This window comes from Bacillus sp. B19-2, from assembly GCF_022832475.1.
Classification (GTDB): Bacteria; Bacillota; Bacilli; order Bacillales; family Bacillaceae; genus Bacillus; species Bacillus paralicheniformis.
Window position 1 is genome coordinate 46,518 of sequence record NZ_JALHKQ010000008.1, and the last position, 15,857, is coordinate 62,374.

The following is a 15,857-nucleotide window of genomic DNA, read 5'->3' on the forward strand; positions in this document are numbered from 1 at the left end:
GGGAGGTAATTAAACAATGGCTGCTGCTCGTAAAACAAACACGCGTAAACGCCGCGTGAAAAAGAATATTGAATCTGGAATTGCTCATATCCGTTCAACTTTCAACAACACGATTGTTACTATCACAGATGTTCATGGCAATGCTCTTTCTTGGTCAAGTGCCGGATCTCTAGGATTTAAAGGTTCTAAAAAATCCACTCCATTCGCTGCACAAATGGCTGCTGAAACAGCTGCTAAAGGTTCTATCGAACATGGACTTAAAACTCTTGAAGTTACTGTAAAAGGACCAGGTTCCGGCCGTGAAGCTGCAATTCGTGCACTTCAAGCTGCTGGACTTGAAGTTACAGCAATCAGAGACGTAACGCCTGTTCCTCATAACGGATGCCGTCCGCCAAAACGTCGCCGCGTGTAATTTGTTTGTATAGATTTTGTGTCCCTGTCAATAATGGGTTATGATACAGTTAATTTATAAAACGAATGCACACTCGTTGCCTGAGCACATACGGGACTAAACAATGGGGAATTTCGGATAGAATCAGAGAAATTCTTTCCGGGGTTTCGACGTTTTGAAGGAGGGTTTTATGAAATGATCGAGATTGAAAAACCAAAAATCGAAACGGTTGAAATCAGCGACGATGCCAAGTATGGTAAATTTGTCGTAGAGCCACTTGAGCGTGGATATGGTACAACTTTGGGTAACTCCTTACGTCGTATCCTTTTATCCTCACTCCCTGGTGCCGCTGTAACATCGATCCAAATAGATGGTGTACTGCATGAATTCTCGACGATCGAAGGCGTAGTTGAAGATGTTACAACGATTATCTTAAACATTAAAAAACTTGCACTGAAAATCTACTCTGAAGAAGAGAAGACGCTTGAGATTGATGTTCAGGGTGAAGGAGTTGTAACAGCTGCTGATATTACCCACGACAGTGATGTTGAGATTTTGAATCCTGATCTTCACATTGCGACTCTTGGCCAAAATGCGAGTTTTCGAGTTCGCTTAACCGCTCAAAGAGGTCGCGGGTATACACCAGCTGACTCGAATAAAAGAGACGATCAGCCGATTGGCGTCATCCCGATTGATTCCATCTTTACACCTGTTTCTCGTGTATCTTATCAAGTTGAGAATACTCGTGTGGGTCAGATTACAAACTATGACAAACTTACGCTTGACGTATGGACAGATGGAAGCACTGGACCAAAAGAAGCGATTGCGCTTGGTTCAAAGATTTTGACTGAACACCTTAATATTTTTGTCGGTTTGACCGACGAAGCTCAGCATGCTGAAATCATGGTTGAAAAAGAAGAGGATCAAAAAGAAAAAGTTCTTGAAATGACTATTGAAGAGCTCGATCTTTCAGTCCGTTCTTACAACTGCTTGAAGCGTGCGGGAATCAATACAGTTCAAGAACTTGCGAACAAAACTGAAGAAGATATGATGAAAGTTCGCAACCTGGGTCGCAAGTCGCTTGAAGAAGTAAAAGCGAAACTTGAAGAACTTGGACTTGGCCTTCGCAAAGACGATTGACTAGTTTCCATGTGAACTAGGATTTTCGTGTGTTTTTTATTTCAGATAGAGTATTTCAATAAAGGAGGGGACACCACATGTCATACAGAAAACTAGGACGCACTAGTGCACAGCGTAAAGCAATGCTGCGTGATCTTACAACAGACTTGATCATCAACGAGAGAATTGAAACAACAGAAGCTCGCGCGAAAGAACTTCGCTCTGTTGTAGAAAAAATGATTACACTTGGCAAGCGCGGAGATTTACACGCACGCCGCCAAGCAGCTGCATACATCCGCAATGAGGTTGCAGATGCAGAGAAAGACCAAGATGCACTCCAAAAACTTTTCTCTGATGTAGCACCTCGTTATGAAGAGCGCCAAGGCGGATACACACGTATTATGAAGCTTGGTCCTCGCCGTGGTGACGGAGCACCAATGGCTATCATCGAATTGGTTTAATCACATATTTTGTGTGTCTAAAGAAGGGCGGGACAGTTTTTAACTGGATCTATGCCCTTTTTTTAGATACCGGGGAATTTTCTATGATAAAAGAATAGTCAGAAAAGCAGAGCTTTAGAGGAGAGGAGGCCGGACGGGCAAATGAATCAAGATCGATTAATCGCTGCAGAGGATATTACGTTTCGCTACCAGAAAGATGCGGACAGGCCTGCGCTTGATCATGTATCTTTCCATGTGTCGAAAGGAGAATGGCTTGCGATCGTAGGTCACAACGGCTCAGGGAAGTCGACGCTCGCCCGTGCTTTGAACGGTCTGATCCTGCCTGACGAAGGATCGATTGAAGTCGGCGGTATTCAGCTGACGGAAGAGACGGTCTGGGATGTCCGAAAAAAAGTCGGCATGGTGTTTCAAAATCCGGATAACCAATTTGTCGGGACAACCGTCCGCGATGATGTGGCTTTTGGTTTAGAAAACAACGGAGTTCCAAGAGAAGACATGGTGGAAAGGGTGGATTGGGCCGTTCAACAGGTGAACATGCAAGAATTTCTCGATCAAGAGCCGCACCATCTCTCTGGAGGGCAAAAGCAGCGTGTTGCGATTGCGGGAGTGCTTGCCGCCCGGCCTGACATCATGATTCTCGACGAGGCGACTTCCATGCTTGACCCGATGGGGCGGGAAGAAGTGCTGGATACGGTCAGAAGGCTGAAAGACCAAGGAATGGTTACGGTCATTTCGATTACACATGACTTAAACGAAGCTGCTAAGGCCGACCGGATCATCGTCATGAACGGCGGGAAAAAATTTGCCGAAGGCACGCCGCAGGAAGTCTTTCGTTTGAATCAAGACCTGATAAAAATCGGGCTTGATTTGCCGTTTTCTTTTCAGCTCAGCCAAATGCTGAAGGAAAGCGGTCTGGCTTTGAAAGGCGATCATCTGACACAAGAAGGATTGGTGAATGAGCTATGCACATTGAAATCAAAGATGTAGAGCACCGATACCAGATGAAAACGCCTTTTGAACGCCTGGCGATCTATGATGTCAACGCCGTGATTAACGAAGGAAGCTATGTCGCTGTGATCGGTCATACAGGATCGGGAAAATCGACATTGCTTCAGCACCTGAACGGGCTTTTAAAACCGACAAAAGGACAGATACGCCTCGGCGGGGACGTTCTTGAAGCAGGCAAAAAGAATAAACACTTAAAAGCTTTGCGGAAAAAGGTCGGGATTGTCTTTCAGTTTCCTGAACATCAGCTGTTTGAAGAAACAATTTTAAAGGACATCTCATTCGGCCCGATCAATTTCGGCATGAGCCGGGAGAAGGCGGAAGAAAAGGCGAGGGAAATGCTGAAGCTTGTAGGTTTGGATGAGGAGCTGTCCGACAGGTCTCCGTTTGAACTAAGCGGCGGGCAAATGCGCCGCGTGGCCATTGCGGGCGTGCTGGCGATGGAGCCGGAGGTTCTCGTCCTCGATGAACCGACGGCAGGGCTTGACCCAAGAGGCCGCAAAGAGATCATGGACATGTTCTACAGCCTCCATAAGCAGAGGAAGCTGACGACGATTCTCGTCACCCACAGTATGGAAGATGCGGCGGCGTATGCAGATGAACTGATTGTGATGCATAAAGGCACGGTCAAAGCAAAAGGGACGCCGCGGGAGCTTTTTTCAAGGAAAGACGATATCGCTGCCTTAGGGCTTGATTTGCCGGAAACGATTAAATTCCAAAAACGTCTTGAAGAAACGCTGGGCATTACGTTCAAAGCGCCGATCTTGACGATTGAAGAAGCAGCCTCCGAAATTAAAGCTCTGTTTCAGGAGGAAAATGCCCTATGATGGACAATATCATTATCGGCAAATATGTACCCGGGACATCGATCGTTCACCGGCTTGATCCGCGTACAAAGCTGTTAACCATTTTCCTTTTTGTCTTTATCGTTTTTTTCGCGAATAATACGGAAACATATGCACTGCTCGGTCTGTTTACGGTCGCAGCCGCAGCTTTGTCGGGCGTTCCGGTGCGATTCCTTTTAAAAGGGATGAAGCCCGTGTTCTGGATTGTGCTGTTTACGTTTCTGCTTCATATTTTTATGACAAGGGAAGGGCAGGTTCTCGCCGATTTCGGCTTGTTTAAAATTTATGAGCAGGGGCTTGTACAAGGGATTTTTATTTCGTTGCGCTTTGTTTACCTCATCATGATCACAACGATTTTAACATTGACGACGACTCCAATCGAAGTGACCGATGGTTTGGAGCATTTGCTCGGTCCGTTTAAAAAGTTGAAGCTTCCCGTTCATGAACTCGCTCTCATGATGTCCATCTCCCTCAGATTTATACCGACTCTGATCGAAGAGACGGATAAGATCATGAAAGCGCAAATGGCAAGAGGCGTCGATTTTACGAACGGCCCGGTCAAAGAACGTGTCAAAGCGATCGTTCCCCTTCTTGTTCCGCTGTTTGTCAGTGCCTTTAAAAGAGCCGAAGAGCTTGCAACCGCGATGGAGGCGCGAGGATACAGGGGAGGGGAAGGCCGTACAAAATACAGGCAGCTGACATGGAAATGGAAGGATACTTCCGTGCTCCTCATTTTAGCTGGTCTTGGCGTATTGCTAATTTTATTGCGGACTTAGGTGATAGACGATGAGAATGAAGTGCACGATTTCATATGACGGACACCTTTTTTACGGCTACCAAGTGCAGCCTGGTCAAAGAACGGTGCAGGATGAGCTTGAAAAAGCGCTGCAAACACTCCATAAAGCGAAAGAGCGTATTCCCGTCGTTTCATCCGGGCGTACCGACAGCGGCGTCCACGCGGTCGGACAGACGATTCATTTTGACAGTCCGCTATCCATCCCTGAGGCGAAATGGCCGTATGCTTTAAATGCCCTGCTGCCTGGTGATATATCGGTCCACAAGGCGGAAGCTGTCGATGACCAATTTCATGCGAGGTTTTCTGCAAAAAGTAAAGAATACCGGTATATGATTTACAGGGGCAGACATCCGGACGTTTTTAAACGCCACTATGCATACCATGTTCCGTATGACCTTGATATGGAAAAAGTCAAAGAAGCCTCCCGCTATCTGGTTGGAACCCATGATTTCACAAGCTTTTGTGCAACCAAAACCGAAGTGAAGGACAAAGTCAGAACGGTCTATGAACTGGAATGGTCTGACACAGGGGACGGCCTGCAGATGAGGATTGTGGGCAGCGGATTTTTGTATAACATGGTTAGAATCATTGCCGGCACGCTTCTGGATGTAGGAACCGGCAAATTTTCCCCTGGAGACATTGAAAAGATGATTCTTGCCAGAAGCCGCGATGCCGCAGGGCGCACTGCACCGGCGCACGGCTTGTATTTATGGCGTGTTATCTATGACAACTAAACCAGGTGTAACATTTTCTTGACAGAGAGTACAGAAAGTTATAAGATATCATATGGTATGTATTTCAACCCCACGATAAGCCCCGGAAACTTATTGTGTTTTGAAATAGAACGTAATTGAAGTTTATTGAAAATGGCAGATTTATTTAGGAGGGAAATTTAATGCGTACAACACCTATGGCTAACGCAAGTAATATTGAACGCAAGTGGTTAGTTGTTGATGCTGCTGGCAAGACGCTAGGCCGTCTTTCTACAGAAGTTGCATCTATCCTTCGCGGAAAACATAAACCAACTTACACACCGCACGTTGACACTGGAGATCATGTGATCATCATCAACGCTGAAAAAATCGAGTTAACTGGTAAAAAGTTAACGGACAAAATTTACTACCGTCACACTCAACATCCAGGCGGTTTAAAATCAAGAACTGCTCTTGAAATGCGTACAAACTACCCTGAGAAAATGCTTGAACTTGCGATCAAAGGCATGCTTCCAAAAGGTTCTCTAGGTCGTCAAATGTTCAAAAAATTGAACGTATACCGTGGTTCTGAGCATCCACACGAAGCACAAAAACCTGAAGTTTACGAACTTCGCGGTTAATTAAAAAGGAGGTTACCAATTTGGCACAGGTTCAATATTACGGTACTGGCCGTCGTAAAAGCTCTGTAGCGCGTGTGCGCTTAGTTCCAGGAGAAGGCCGTATCATCGTGAATAATCGTGAAATCAGCGAGCACATCCCATCTGCAGCTCTAATCGAAGATATCAAACAACCATTAAATTTGACTGAAACAGCTGGTACTTATGACGTTTTAGTAAACGTTCATGGAGGCGGCTTATCCGGTCAAGCCGGAGCAATCCGTCACGGTATCGCCCGCGCTTTGCTTGAAGCAGATCCGGAATACCGTTCAACTCTAAAACGTGCCGGTCTACTGACTCGTGACGCACGTATGAAAGAACGTAAAAAATACGGACTTAAAGGCGCACGCCGTGCACCTCAGTTCTCAAAACGTTAATATACCAACGTTCAAGCCCTCATCCGGTTACTCGGAAGAGGGCTTGTTTTTTGCTTAAAAATGATTTTTGACCACGTTTAAATGAATTTCTCATAATTCCATGTGCTTTTTAAATGTTTCGGCCGTTTTTTCTTTTGCGGTTTTCGTGACATGTGTATAGATGTTCATAGTCGTTTGAATTTCTTTGTGACCTAAACGGGCTTGTACTTCTTTAATGGATGCGCCTGCTTCAAAAAGGATCGATGCGTGAGAATGTCTAAAACCGTGAATCGTGATTCTGTGAAGCTTATTTTTAGCGATCATACGGTTTAAGAGGGAAAGCCTTAGAGGGCGCATATCACCCCGTATAAGCACGTATTTAGCTTCTGAGGTGATCCCATTAGATAAGAGTATTTCTTTTTGCTACGTACGCCATTTTGTAAGTATTTGGGCCGTATGATAATCAATCGTAATAATTCGCTTAGAATGATATTTTTTTGTTGTTTGGATGACTTCTTTACCGTCTTCAAAAAACATTGTTTGTTTGATGTTTATTGTTTTCTCTTTTAAGTCAACGTCCCTCCATTCCAAGGCAAGAAGTTCCCCTTTACGCATACCGGTAAAAATAAGAACATAAAACATAACATAATCTTGTTGTTCAAGTTGCGAATGCGCTTTTTCGAGAAAGGTTTTGATTTCGTCCTTTTCCCAAAAGTTCCGTTTCTCTTCTTCCTGCGGTAAAAACCAATATGAACGCCTCCTATGCTCAATTAGTAAATTGCACAAGTTGAAAAGAACGTTTGTTCTGTTTTTGGTGTTAAAGAAAAGCCCTAAAAAGGGCATTTCTTAATTATTGACTTCGATTGTGTGCTTGATGTCTTTTCCAAGAGGCTCGAAATTGTTATCTGTTGGAGCATCAACACGCAGTTCAATGGATTTCAAATCCTTAACAGATGACTTTTTTAAGATATATACATTATGCCCCTCGTTTTTAACTTTGCCTAAGTATTCACCCTCGATGTGTTCAGACAATAACATTTCAGGTTCCAGCTGCTCTTTAGTGTTTGTGACGATTGTGGCTTGTCCTAAATAGAAGTTAACATCTTTTTCTGATGTGTTTTCGCCAGATAGTTCAATTGTGACAGCATTCACTTTCTCACCTACTTTGACACCGAGCAGATCAGCAGTTTCTTCGTTTTTTGGCTCCATTTCTTTCAATTGTACAGCTTTGATTTCGTATTTAATAGGACCTGTAGTTCCGTTTATATTTAGTTTTTTATTAGTATAGACATTTTTCCCTTTGAGGTTTTCGTCTTCCTGTACATCTTCTTTTTTGTTGTCAGTGTCTTTATTTTCGCTTGCTGATGATTCTTTTTTGGTATCATCTTTTTTTGCGGTGTCTTTAGAACCGCACGCCCCTAAAATAATCCCTAAACAGAGCGCAAGGGATAAAATTAAAAATTTCTTCAAGTAAAGCCCCCCAGTTCATTTATATGGTACATCTTTTATCATAGGACAAAACTCCCGCAAATTCAACGGAACAATACCAATTTTGTAAAAAGTTACGTCAGTGATTAATCAGATTTCTTTTTCCCGCCTTCTTTCAGTTGCGCCGTCATGATTTCAAGAGCAGCATCTAAATCTCCTGTGTAAATTCTCCATCAAGGGTGGAAAGGAATGTTTTTGCATTAGATAATCCAAAAGGGGAATTTATAGTAAAAAACGGCAGTCATTTCGAAATGGATACAACGGGGCACACTTGGATCGATTCAACAGGAGTTATATCGATCAGCAGTGGCGAAAGGGTTTCGCTAGGATCAACTGTTCACTTGCCTGCTAAAACTATGTTAGGCGGAGGAGATACCTCAAGCCAATACGAGCAAGCAAGAACTTACAGAGATATATGGCGGATTACAGTATAACGGAATGATTCCGCTGATTATGTAGATGTTCATCTAGGCTCGGATTCTGCCGCCTACGGTTCCACGCAATACTTTTTTCAAGATGAAAACGCCAAAAAAGCTGAAAATATTTTTGCTGTTTTCGCCCAACCATACGGGGGCTATTCTAATGCTTGTACGGCAGGCGTTGAGGCCATGTCTAGCACAGGATTTAAGTGTATGTGCGAGGAACTGGAACATTAACAGGGGGCAGCGATAAGATTATGCGAGTGCTAGTCTGTATGTTTTACGAAGTACCGTAAAAAAAAGTGAGGTTTTAAAATGGCTATCGATTATAAAGGTTATTCCTATCACAAATATATGGACGGGGTCGAAATCACCGAAACCGATACGGGGATCATTATAAGCGAATTTTCCTGATCGACGGTGACACAAAACATCATTTTGACGCCGTTTCTATCAGTTTAAATAAAGACGATGAATTCCCCAGGCTTTTGTTCGGCTGCGCTGGAAAAATGAAAAACCACGCTCTCAACTTCGGGACGATACGCTTCAGAAAACCTGATAATGTGCTGAATCGACGGGTAGTCGGAAAACTCGGGAGTGAAGTCCGGCTTGTCTAAAATGGCATACATCCAGCTCACCTCAACATCGACAATATGAAACAAGTTTTTCAAAATGCTTTCCATACCGCCTGAACGCCTCTTTTCGAGTTCCTCCGGCGGCTGCTTCAGGCACCAGTCAAACCACTCATCACGAACTTGTCAATTATACTGAAACAAACCTTTCATCTCATGCTCACCTCTCCTAATATGTTCGGCTTTTCGCTCTGTTTCCCTTCCCGGATTGCCAAGGATACACATTCATGATGTAATGAGTCTTACAAAGCATGAAGGAGAGAAAAGATGATTCAAACAATAATGAAGCAGTTGCATACTGAATTAAAACAACATTTCCGTCCGTTTTTGAATCCTCCTGCGACAGAGGAAGACATTCAAAAAGCTGAAAATGAAATGGAAGTCACGTTTCCTGAAGAGCTCAGGGCGCTTTATCGTACCCATAATGGTGAAAAAGAATCGGGCCCCGGATTATTTTTCGGACTTCCTTTTCTTTCCTTGCAAGAAATGCTCACGGAGTGGCGAATATGGAAGGGGCTTGAAGGAGATGAAGAATTGGAAGAGATCGATGCATATTCGGTTCCGCCGTGTTGGATTAAAGAGAAATATGCGAACCGCCGATGGATTCCGATTAGCAGGGATTACGGAGGAAATCATATTGGCGTAGACCTTGACCCTGATGAGGAGGGGCAAGCCGGACAAGTGATCAATTTCGGACGCGACGAAGAAATAAAGTATGTGATTGCTCATCATGTGACAGATTTACTGATCCATATAACAAATACGCTCAAAAATGGTCATTATACGATTGATGAATATGATGATGCCGTCAGCTGGAGCTACGGCAAAGAGGAAGAGCTTCATTTCCTGGATGCCATCCGTTCCATGGAACTTCCGGTGCTGCATGCAAGACCGCAGGAAGCCGATCTTGAACATGCGGACCGATGGCTTCGTCAGCTGGACGATCGCTGGACTGCGATTGTGAAAACGATGGCTGAAAGTCCAAAAGCATTTTGTAACAAGATAAAGCTGCGTTTAGCTGGCAGGGAGCTGACACACATTAAACCGCTATCAATCTGTACGGATATGAGGGAATTGAATTTAAGTGCAAATCGTATTCATGATTTAACGCCTTTGCAAAGCATGATCTTTTTGAAAAAGCTTTACCTTGGAAATAACCCGGTAACAGATTTAACGCCAATCGCTCAATTGAAACATCTGCAGTATTTAAATGTGGAGAAAACATGCGTAACCGATTTGTCTCCGCTTGCGGATTTATCATCTTTGAGAGAATTGGATATGACGGATATTCAAGCTGCAGAATACACGCCGCTCATTCACTGTAAAAACCTTGAGTTTTTAAAGGTAAATGTTTGTAACGAAAAACAAATAAACGATATTTCTCAAATCAGCACGTTGAAACGATTACATATATGCGGAAGTGAACATGTATCCGAAGAAGAGATAAAAGCGATAGCAGGTTTGGAAACATTAAGGTCTTTAACGGTTGAAAATATTACGTTAAAAAACGTTGATTTCTTAGGCACGCTTCATACGCTTCAAACACTAACACTTATCAATTCGTCCGTTAAAGACGGAACCGTTCTTGCCGGCCTGGAACATCTGAAAAGACTGGAATTGGATGGTTCTGAAATCGCAAACCTTAAAGTGGTGGCGCAGTCGCCTTCGTTAGAGGAGTTTACCGGTTCTTTTGACCAATTTTATGTATTGAAGGACATATGCAAGAAAAAAGTGGATTTCTCTAAAGTAATTGGCGACATGTCTGAAGAGGAAGAGGAGATTTGGAGCAGCTATGTGAGTGAATAGTTTTTCATCTCGCGGCTCCTAATATTTTCGGCTTCTTCCTCCGTTTCCCTTCCTTAGAAAAGCATGATTTCCGGCTCCTGACTGCACAATACAAGGTAAAAAGGAGGCGGTTCTATGGGGACGGTCGTATCTTTTAACAATGAAAAACAAAAGAAGCAGATCAATTTGGAAAAAAAGCTTCTGCGCGAACTGTCTTTGGAAAAAATGCTGAATTCTGCGGAGGAATGCTTTGCTCCTCTTTTTCATTTTTTTTCTAAGCACATGGATATTTTGTATGACGGCTGCATCGATTTTGCCATTGAGGCCTATTTGCTGGGAGCCGAGTACGGAAAGTTCGGCTATCACGGAGAGCCCGTTCAACGAGCGATGGTCCGCTCAGAAAAAGAAGAAAAACAGCTTCTGCACGAGCTTTATGAATATGCGGTGAGCTGGTCTGAGGCTTTTAATATTCAAGCGGCTCATGAACCGCTTTATTATGCTTGCGAATACTTCATCCAAAGCTGGTGGAAGGAAGGCTTCAGCGAGCGGGAAAGACGCTTTAAGCTTCGGCTCAGATAATTTATGTAAAAGTGCGGCCAAGCTGAATCATATTTCCTTTCCTTGTCCCATATGTTGTAGTAAGGACGAGCGGGAGGGAAAGGGATGAAGAAAAAAATAAAATGGCTCGGGTTTTTACTCGGCTTTGTCGTTTTATTATGTTTATTTCAATATCAATTCCACAATGATGATTCTTGGCGGTCATGGAATCTTCCGTTGAGCGGCAAGATCATTTATATTGATCCTGGACACGGGGGCGCGGATGGAGGAGCATCAAGCGGTGAACTCCTTGAAAAAGACGTGGCACTTGAAGTATCCCTTAGAATCAGGGACTATCTCCAGGAACAGGGCGCCTTGGTGTTGCTGACGCGGGAGGACGATCATGATCTCGCTCCTGAAGAAACGAAGGGGCTCAGCAGAAGGAAAGCGGAAGACTTGCGGAAAAGGGTCGACGTGATCAACAATTCTGAAGCCGACCTTTACCTCAGCATCCATTTGAATGCGATTCCTTCCGCGCGATGGAGCGGTGCGCAAAGCTTCTTTTACGGGCAATATGAAGAAAACGAACGGGCCGCCAAGTTTATTCAGGATGAATTAAGACATAATCTTGAAAACACGACGCGGAAGGCAAAGAGGATACACGGCATTTATTTGATGCAAAATGTGAAAAAGCCGGGGGCCCTCGTCGAGATCGGGTTTTTGTCAAATCCGAAAGAGGCAAAACAGCTGGCCACGCCAAAATATCAGGACAAAATCGCGGCATCCGTATATAAAGGCGTATTGCGCTACTTTACAGAAGACAGAGACCCTCCTGAATAAGAGGGTTTCTTTTTGTGTCAAAGACACTATAAGGAAAGATATGCTATACTTATTTTGTAAACGAATACAACAAAGGGTGAGATCAATGTTGCGAGAAGACGATGTAAAAAAAATAGTCGGCGATTTGGACGAGCCATTTCTTCACAAGCCGCTCAGAGAGCTGGATGCCGTCAAGGAGATTAAAATAAAACCCGAAAAACGGCACGTCAGCGTAAAGGTGGCGCTCGCAAAAACGGGATCTGCCGAACAAATGCAGCTTCAGCAGGAAATCGTCATACGGTTGAAAGAAGCCGGTGCAGAGACGGTCGGCCTGCGTTTTGAAGAGCTGCCTGAAGAAGTCGTGATGAGTTATCAAGAGTCTGCCCAAGGGCAGGATCAATCTCTGCTGAATAGTGAAAAACAGCCTGTTTTTTTAGCGGTGGCAAGCGGTAAAGGCGGCGTCGGCAAGTCGACGGTGTCGGTCAATTTGGCTGTGTCTCTGGCGCGAATCGGAAAGAAAGTCGGATTAATCGACGCCGATATTTACGGATTCAGCGTTCCGGATATGATGGGAATCACTGTACGGCCGACGATTGAAGGAGAAAAGGTCGTGCCGGTTGAAAGATTCGGAGTCAAAGTAATTTCGATGGGATTTTTTGTTGAAGACAATGCCCCTGTCATTTGGAGAGGCCCTATGCTTGGAAAAATGCTGAATAACTTCTTCCATGAGGTTGAATGGGGAGATGTCGATTATATTATCTTAGACCTGCCGCCGGGAACAGGCGATGTAGCGCTTGATGTTCACTCAATGCTTCCAAGCTGCAAAGAGGTGATCGTGTCGACGCCGCACCCTACTGCCGCGTTTGTCGCTGCAAGAGCGGGAGCGATGGCTTTGAAGACCGATCATGAAATCTTGGGAATCGTTGAAAATATGGCTTATTACGAAAGTGTCAAAACAGGCGAAAAGGAATACGTATTCGGCAAAGGCGGAGGCGAGAAGCTCGCAGAAGAACTCGGCGTTCCGATTCTGGGCAAAATTCCGCTGAAGCAGCCGGATTGGGATGACAGCGAATTCGCGCCGTCCGTTTATGATGAAAACCACCCGACCGGCGCCATTTATTTGGATATCGCCAAAAAAATCGACGAAAGCATTGGCGTAAAAGCTTAAAGAGCATTAAAAGCTCCCTCCGCGGAAGAAGCTTTTAGTGAATGAAAAGCGGCTTAGCTTTGTTTTTCTTCGCCGCCTTTCATTTCTTCTTTCATGCTTTCAGAAGCAGCTTTTTTCAGTTCCTCTTCAAACTGCTTTCTGTAGAGCGGGCTTGACAGAGTGTCAGATATGACTTCCTGCAGGTGGGTTCGGAATTCCTGGCTTCTGACAAGTTCACCGTATTTTTTGGTCATTTCAGGATCCTGCATGACCTGCATCAGCATTTTTTGGTACTCAGGATCTTTCATCAGTTTTTTCAGCACTTTTTCATGTTCATTTTGAAGTGTTTTGGCAAAGCCTTCTGCGAATTTTGGATCTTCGAAGACTTTTTTCCAAAATTCAGCTCCTTTTTTGGAGGTCATTGTTTTTTCAACGGTTTCTTTGACGGTTTTTTCATCCATCACAAGTGTTTCATTTAATTTGTCATCATTTAATATTTCTTGAATCGCCTTTTTTCCGTCATCTGTCTTTAATATATCGACAACCATCTTTTTGGTTTGATCATAGTCCATCTCAGCTGCTTGGTCCGTGGGAGCACAAGCTGTTACAGATAGAAACAGAAAACAGCTTATCGATAGCATTGTGGTCTTGAACATGCTTAAGCTCCTTTCGAAAACTCGTCTTACCTTTAATATGAATGTCTTTTAAAAATTTATACATAACAAAATATCGCTGCTACAGCGGTGTACTTAGGGGTTGGGAAGTCTACAATGAAAAGCCGTAATCTCGTCCGATTTTTCTTTTCCGTGTTGGGTGTCGGAGCTTTGACTACAAGTATTGTCGGTTTTGCCATTGAGTGGGGAAGATATAAGGAGCTGTTTCTTTCCTTCGAGGTATTGGAGATTCTTTCTGTTCTGTTTTGGTTTATCGGGGTTGGCATGATCTTTAGCGTGATTGCTCAAATGGGGTTTGTGATTTTCTTAACGATTCACCGTTTTGCACTGGAAATCTTCAGATCTCATTCTTTGTGGAACTCGATTCAGCTGTTTTTGATTGTATTTGTCGCGTTTGATTTGGTTTACTTGCGTTTTCTGTTTTTTGAAAAAGAGGGAGGCTCCATCATTCCGTATATTTGGCTGCCGCTCTTTATTTTAGCGGTATGCATTGCGGCCGCATATGCAAAGCAAAAACAGTCCTCTAAAAAAACGTTCGTTTCCGCATTATTTCTAATGTTTGTTTTTACTGTGATGGAGTGGTTCCCGGCGTTAAGGGTCAATGAAGAGGACTGGCTCTATTTAATGCTGCTTCCTTTATTAGCCTGCAACGCTTTTCAACTTTTAATGCTCCCAAAATTTCAGGCCCGCGCTTAGACCGGTTGCTATTTTACTTCTGATGATTTTGCATCCGTATTTGCGATTAAATCGCTGACGGTTACATTTTTGAGTCCCTTGCTTCTGAGGTGGTGCACGATCTCAGGCAGGGCTTCTTTTGTTTGTTTGGCCGAATCTGAAGCGTGAAAGAGCACGATATCACCAGCGCTCACCGTTTCATTTACGTTTTGTACGATCTTTTGAACCCCCGGGTTCGTCCAGTCATCCGAATTAATACTGTAGTGAACGACGGTATAGCCGTACTGTTTAGCGACATCGAGTACGTCTTTATTAAACTGGCCGGTCGGCGGCCTTAAAAGCGTGAGATCCTCAAGACCGAGTTTTTGAAAAGAGTTTTGTGCTTTTGTTAAGTCTTTTTTGATTTCGCTTTTCTTCATTTGCGAATAGTTTTTATAAGCATAGCCCATGCTCCCGATCTGATGACCGTCTTTACGGATTCTTTCCACGACATCCGGATGGCGCTCCGCCCATGAAGCTGAAAGAAAAAAGGTCGCGTCTTTAATACCGTTTGCTTTTAATGTGTCTAAAATAGGCATGGCCTTTTGATCTCCCCAGCTGATATTAAAGGTAAGAGCGACTTCGTTTGTATCTGAGTCTCCTCTATATACCGCTTTTGCTCCGCTTTCTGTAGAAAACACAGGAAGAGGGAGCAGGTTTTGTACATAAAAAAAGCTTGCTGTCGCAAAAGCGGCTATCATAATAATGATTAACTGCTTAATCCGTTTCATATGCCACACATAAAAATGGTTCACAGAGAAACTCCTCCTTGTCCATGCTGCTTTGTATTCATCCTATGCTTGTTTAAAATAGAACATAACAATAATTCATCTTAATTAAAAAGAGGGTTGACCAGATTTGAATTAACATGTTATATTATTATTCGTCGCTGATAAACAGCTGACATGAAAAAGCTCCAACAAATAATTTTAAAAAAAGTTATTGACAAATATGTGGGCTTGATGTTATATTATTAAAGCCGCTGAACGAAGCGGAAATGATCTTTGAAAACTAAACAAGACAAACGTACCTGTTAATTCATTAAATAAATCGCACATTTGTTGTGCGTAGTCATTATCAAACTTCATGGAGAGTTTGATCCTGGCTCAGGACGAACGCTGGCGGCGTGCCTAATACATGCAAGTCGAGCGGACAGATGGGAGCTTGCTCCCTGATGTTAGCGGCGGACGGGTGAGTAACACGTGGGTAACCTGCCTGTAAGACTGGGATAACTCCGGGAAACCGGGGCTAATACCGGATGCTTGATTGAACCGCATGGTTCAATTATAAAAGGTGGCTT

At 43.7% G+C, this 15,857-nt stretch carries 17 protein-coding genes, 1 rRNA gene and 2 pseudogenes; 15 read left to right on the plus strand and 5 right to left on the minus strand.

What is annotated here, in order from left to right; genetic code table 11:
• Nucleotides 1-16 precede the first annotated feature (16 nt).
• The 9 genes from rpsK to rpsI all read left to right on the plus strand — a co-directional run bounded on the left by rpsK (nt 17) and on the right by rpsI (nt 6,363).
• Nucleotides 17-412 (plus strand): 30S ribosomal protein S11, encoded by a 396-nt coding sequence (rpsK, locus tag MST20_RS20255; RefSeq protein ID WP_020449874.1) that lies wholly within the window; start codon nt 17-19, stop codon nt 410-412.
• Nucleotides 413-586: 174 nt separating this feature from the next.
• Entirely contained in the window at nt 587-1,531 is a 945-nt protein-coding gene (locus MST20_RS20260; RefSeq protein WP_043925518.1) for a DNA-directed RNA polymerase subunit alpha, read from the plus strand.
• Between the two features lie 77 nt (nt 1,532-1,608).
• Complete coding sequence (gene rplQ / locus MST20_RS20265) at nt 1,609-1,971, plus strand: 50S ribosomal protein L17 (protein WP_020449876.1); 363 nt, start codon at nt 1,609-1,611, stop codon at nt 1,969-1,971.
• A gap of 141 nt (nt 1,972-2,112) precedes the next feature.
• A complete protein-coding gene (locus MST20_RS20270; protein WP_243944436.1) occupies nt 2,113-2,958 on the plus strand; it encodes an energy-coupling factor ABC transporter ATP-binding protein in 846 nt (281 codons plus the stop codon).
• Nucleotides 2,934-3,803, plus strand: a complete 870-nt coding sequence (locus MST20_RS20275; protein ID WP_243944438.1) for an energy-coupling factor ABC transporter ATP-binding protein — start codon at nt 2,934-2,936, stop codon at nt 3,801-3,803. The genes MST20_RS20270 and MST20_RS20275 overlap by 25 nt, the downstream gene beginning before the upstream one ends.
• Complete coding sequence (locus MST20_RS20280; protein WP_243944440.1) at nt 3,800-4,597, plus strand: energy-coupling factor transporter transmembrane component T family protein; 798 nt, start codon at nt 3,800-3,802, stop codon at nt 4,595-4,597. Before MST20_RS20275 ends, MST20_RS20280 begins: the two co-directional genes overlap by 4 nt.
• A gap of 10 nt (nt 4,598-4,607) precedes the next feature.
• Nucleotides 4,608-5,351 (plus strand): tRNA pseudouridine(38-40) synthase TruA, encoded by a 744-nt coding sequence (gene truA / locus MST20_RS20285; protein ID WP_243944442.1) that lies wholly within the window; start codon nt 4,608-4,610, stop codon nt 5,349-5,351.
• Between the two features lie 161 nt (nt 5,352-5,512).
• Entirely contained in the window at nt 5,513-5,950 is a 438-nt protein-coding gene (gene rplM, locus MST20_RS20290) for a 50S ribosomal protein L13 (RefSeq protein ID WP_020449881.1), read from the plus strand.
• 20 nt (nt 5,951-5,970) lie between these two features.
• Nucleotides 5,971-6,363 carry a 30S ribosomal protein S9 gene (rpsI, locus tag MST20_RS20295; RefSeq protein ID WP_020449882.1) on the plus strand — a complete coding sequence of 131 codons (393 nt, stop codon included), beginning with the start codon at nt 5,971-5,973 and terminating at the stop codon, nt 6,361-6,363.
• Between the two features lie 90 nt (nt 6,364-6,453).
• Here the strand turns inward: rpsI and MST20_RS20300 are convergent.
• From MST20_RS20300 to MST20_RS20310, 3 genes and pseudogenes are all read right to left on the minus strand, one after another.
• Nucleotides 6,454-7,185 (minus strand): annotated as a pseudogene (locus tag MST20_RS20300) (site-specific integrase).
• 3 nt (nt 7,186-7,188) lie between these two features.
• Nucleotides 7,189-7,812 carry a glycosyl hydrolase lipoprotein gene (locus MST20_RS20305; protein WP_020449883.1) on the minus strand — a complete coding sequence of 208 codons (624 nt, stop codon included), beginning with the start codon at nt 7,810-7,812 and terminating at the stop codon, nt 7,189-7,191.
• An 895-nt stretch (nt 7,813-8,707) separates the two neighbouring features.
• Nucleotides 8,708-8,992: pseudogene (locus MST20_RS20310) on the minus strand (DinB family protein); the annotation flags it as partial.
• Between the two features lie 156 nt (nt 8,993-9,148).
• On the opposite strand from MST20_RS20310, the gene MST20_RS20315 reads away from it, so the two are divergent.
• From MST20_RS20315 to MST20_RS20330, 4 genes are all read left to right on the plus strand, one after another.
• A complete protein-coding gene (locus MST20_RS20315; RefSeq protein WP_243944444.1) occupies nt 9,149-10,687 on the plus strand; it encodes an SMI1/KNR4 family protein in 1,539 nt (512 codons plus the stop codon).
• A gap of 114 nt (nt 10,688-10,801) precedes the next feature.
• Nucleotides 10,802-11,245, plus strand: coding sequence for a YbaK family protein (locus tag MST20_RS20320; RefSeq protein ID WP_243944446.1), 444 nt, complete (start codon nt 10,802-10,804; stop codon nt 11,243-11,245).
• An 84-nt stretch (nt 11,246-11,329) separates the two neighbouring features.
• A complete protein-coding gene (gene cwlD / locus MST20_RS20325) occupies nt 11,330-12,043 on the plus strand; it encodes an N-acetylmuramoyl-L-alanine amidase CwlD (RefSeq protein WP_243944447.1) in 714 nt (237 codons plus the stop codon).
• An 85-nt stretch (nt 12,044-12,128) separates the two neighbouring features.
• Nucleotides 12,129-13,190 carry an Mrp/NBP35 family ATP-binding protein gene (locus MST20_RS20330; protein ID WP_243944449.1) on the plus strand — a complete coding sequence of 354 codons (1,062 nt, stop codon included), beginning with the start codon at nt 12,129-12,131 and terminating at the stop codon, nt 13,188-13,190.
• A gap of 53 nt (nt 13,191-13,243) precedes the next feature.
• On the opposite strand, the gene gerD is transcribed toward MST20_RS20330, so the two are convergent.
• Nucleotides 13,244-13,825 carry a spore germination lipoprotein GerD gene (gerD, locus tag MST20_RS20335; RefSeq protein ID WP_020449904.1) on the minus strand — a complete coding sequence of 194 codons (582 nt, stop codon included), beginning with the start codon at nt 13,823-13,825 and terminating at the stop codon, nt 13,244-13,246.
• 114 nt (nt 13,826-13,939) lie between these two features.
• Here gerD and MST20_RS20340 point away from each other — a divergent pair, with 114 nt between their 5' ends.
• Complete coding sequence (locus tag MST20_RS20340; RefSeq protein ID WP_243944451.1) at nt 13,940-14,539, plus strand: KinB-signaling pathway activation protein; 600 nt, start codon at nt 13,940-13,942, stop codon at nt 14,537-14,539.
• 8 nt (nt 14,540-14,547) lie between these two features.
• Here the strand turns inward: MST20_RS20340 and pdaB are convergent, their stop codons facing one another.
• Nucleotides 14,548-15,312 (minus strand): polysaccharide deacetylase family sporulation protein PdaB, encoded by a 765-nt coding sequence (pdaB, locus tag MST20_RS20345; protein WP_020449906.1) that lies wholly within the window; start codon nt 15,310-15,312, stop codon nt 14,548-14,550.
• 328 nt (nt 15,313-15,640) lie between these two features.
• Here pdaB and MST20_RS20350 point away from each other — a divergent pair.
• Nucleotides 15,641-15,857, plus strand: a 16S ribosomal RNA gene (locus MST20_RS20350); the annotation flags it as partial.

Excerpts from the sequence above, each read along its gene's own strand:
- rpsK (WP_020449874.1), top strand. The coding sequence starts at position 17 with ATGGCTGCTGCTCGTAAAACAAACACGCGTAAACGCCGCGTGAAAAAG.
- MST20_RS20260 (WP_043925518.1), top strand. The coding sequence starts at position 587 with ATGATCGAGATTGAAAAACCAAAAATCGAAACGGTTGAAATCAGCGAC.
- rplQ (WP_020449876.1), top strand. The coding sequence starts at position 1,609 with ATGTCATACAGAAAACTAGGACGCACTAGTGCACAGCGTAAAGCAATG.
- MST20_RS20270 (WP_243944436.1), top strand. The coding sequence starts at position 2,113 with ATGAATCAAGATCGATTAATCGCTGCAGAGGATATTACGTTTCGCTAC.
- MST20_RS20275 (WP_243944438.1), top strand. The coding sequence starts at position 2,934 with ATGCACATTGAAATCAAAGATGTAGAGCACCGATACCAGATGAAAACG.
- MST20_RS20280 (WP_243944440.1), top strand. The coding sequence starts at position 3,800 with ATGATGGACAATATCATTATCGGCAAATATGTACCCGGGACATCGATC.
- truA (WP_243944442.1), top strand. The coding sequence starts at position 4,608 with ATGAGAATGAAGTGCACGATTTCATATGACGGACACCTTTTTTACGGC.
- rplM (WP_020449881.1), top strand. The coding sequence starts at position 5,513 with ATGCGTACAACACCTATGGCTAACGCAAGTAATATTGAACGCAAGTGG.
- MST20_RS20315 (WP_243944444.1), top strand. The coding sequence starts at position 9,149 with ATGATTCAAACAATAATGAAGCAGTTGCATACTGAATTAAAACAACAT.
- MST20_RS20320 (WP_243944446.1), top strand. The coding sequence starts at position 10,802 with ATGGGGACGGTCGTATCTTTTAACAATGAAAAACAAAAGAAGCAGATC.
- cwlD (WP_243944447.1), top strand. The coding sequence starts at position 11,330 with ATGAAGAAAAAAATAAAATGGCTCGGGTTTTTACTCGGCTTTGTCGTT.
- MST20_RS20330 (WP_243944449.1), top strand. The coding sequence starts at position 12,129 with ATGTTGCGAGAAGACGATGTAAAAAAAATAGTCGGCGATTTGGACGAG.
- gerD (WP_020449904.1), bottom strand. The coding sequence starts at position 13,825 with ATGTTCAAGACCACAATGCTATCGATAAGCTGTTTTCTGTTTCTATCT.
- MST20_RS20340 (WP_243944451.1), top strand. The coding sequence starts at position 13,940 with ATGAAAAGCCGTAATCTCGTCCGATTTTTCTTTTCCGTGTTGGGTGTC.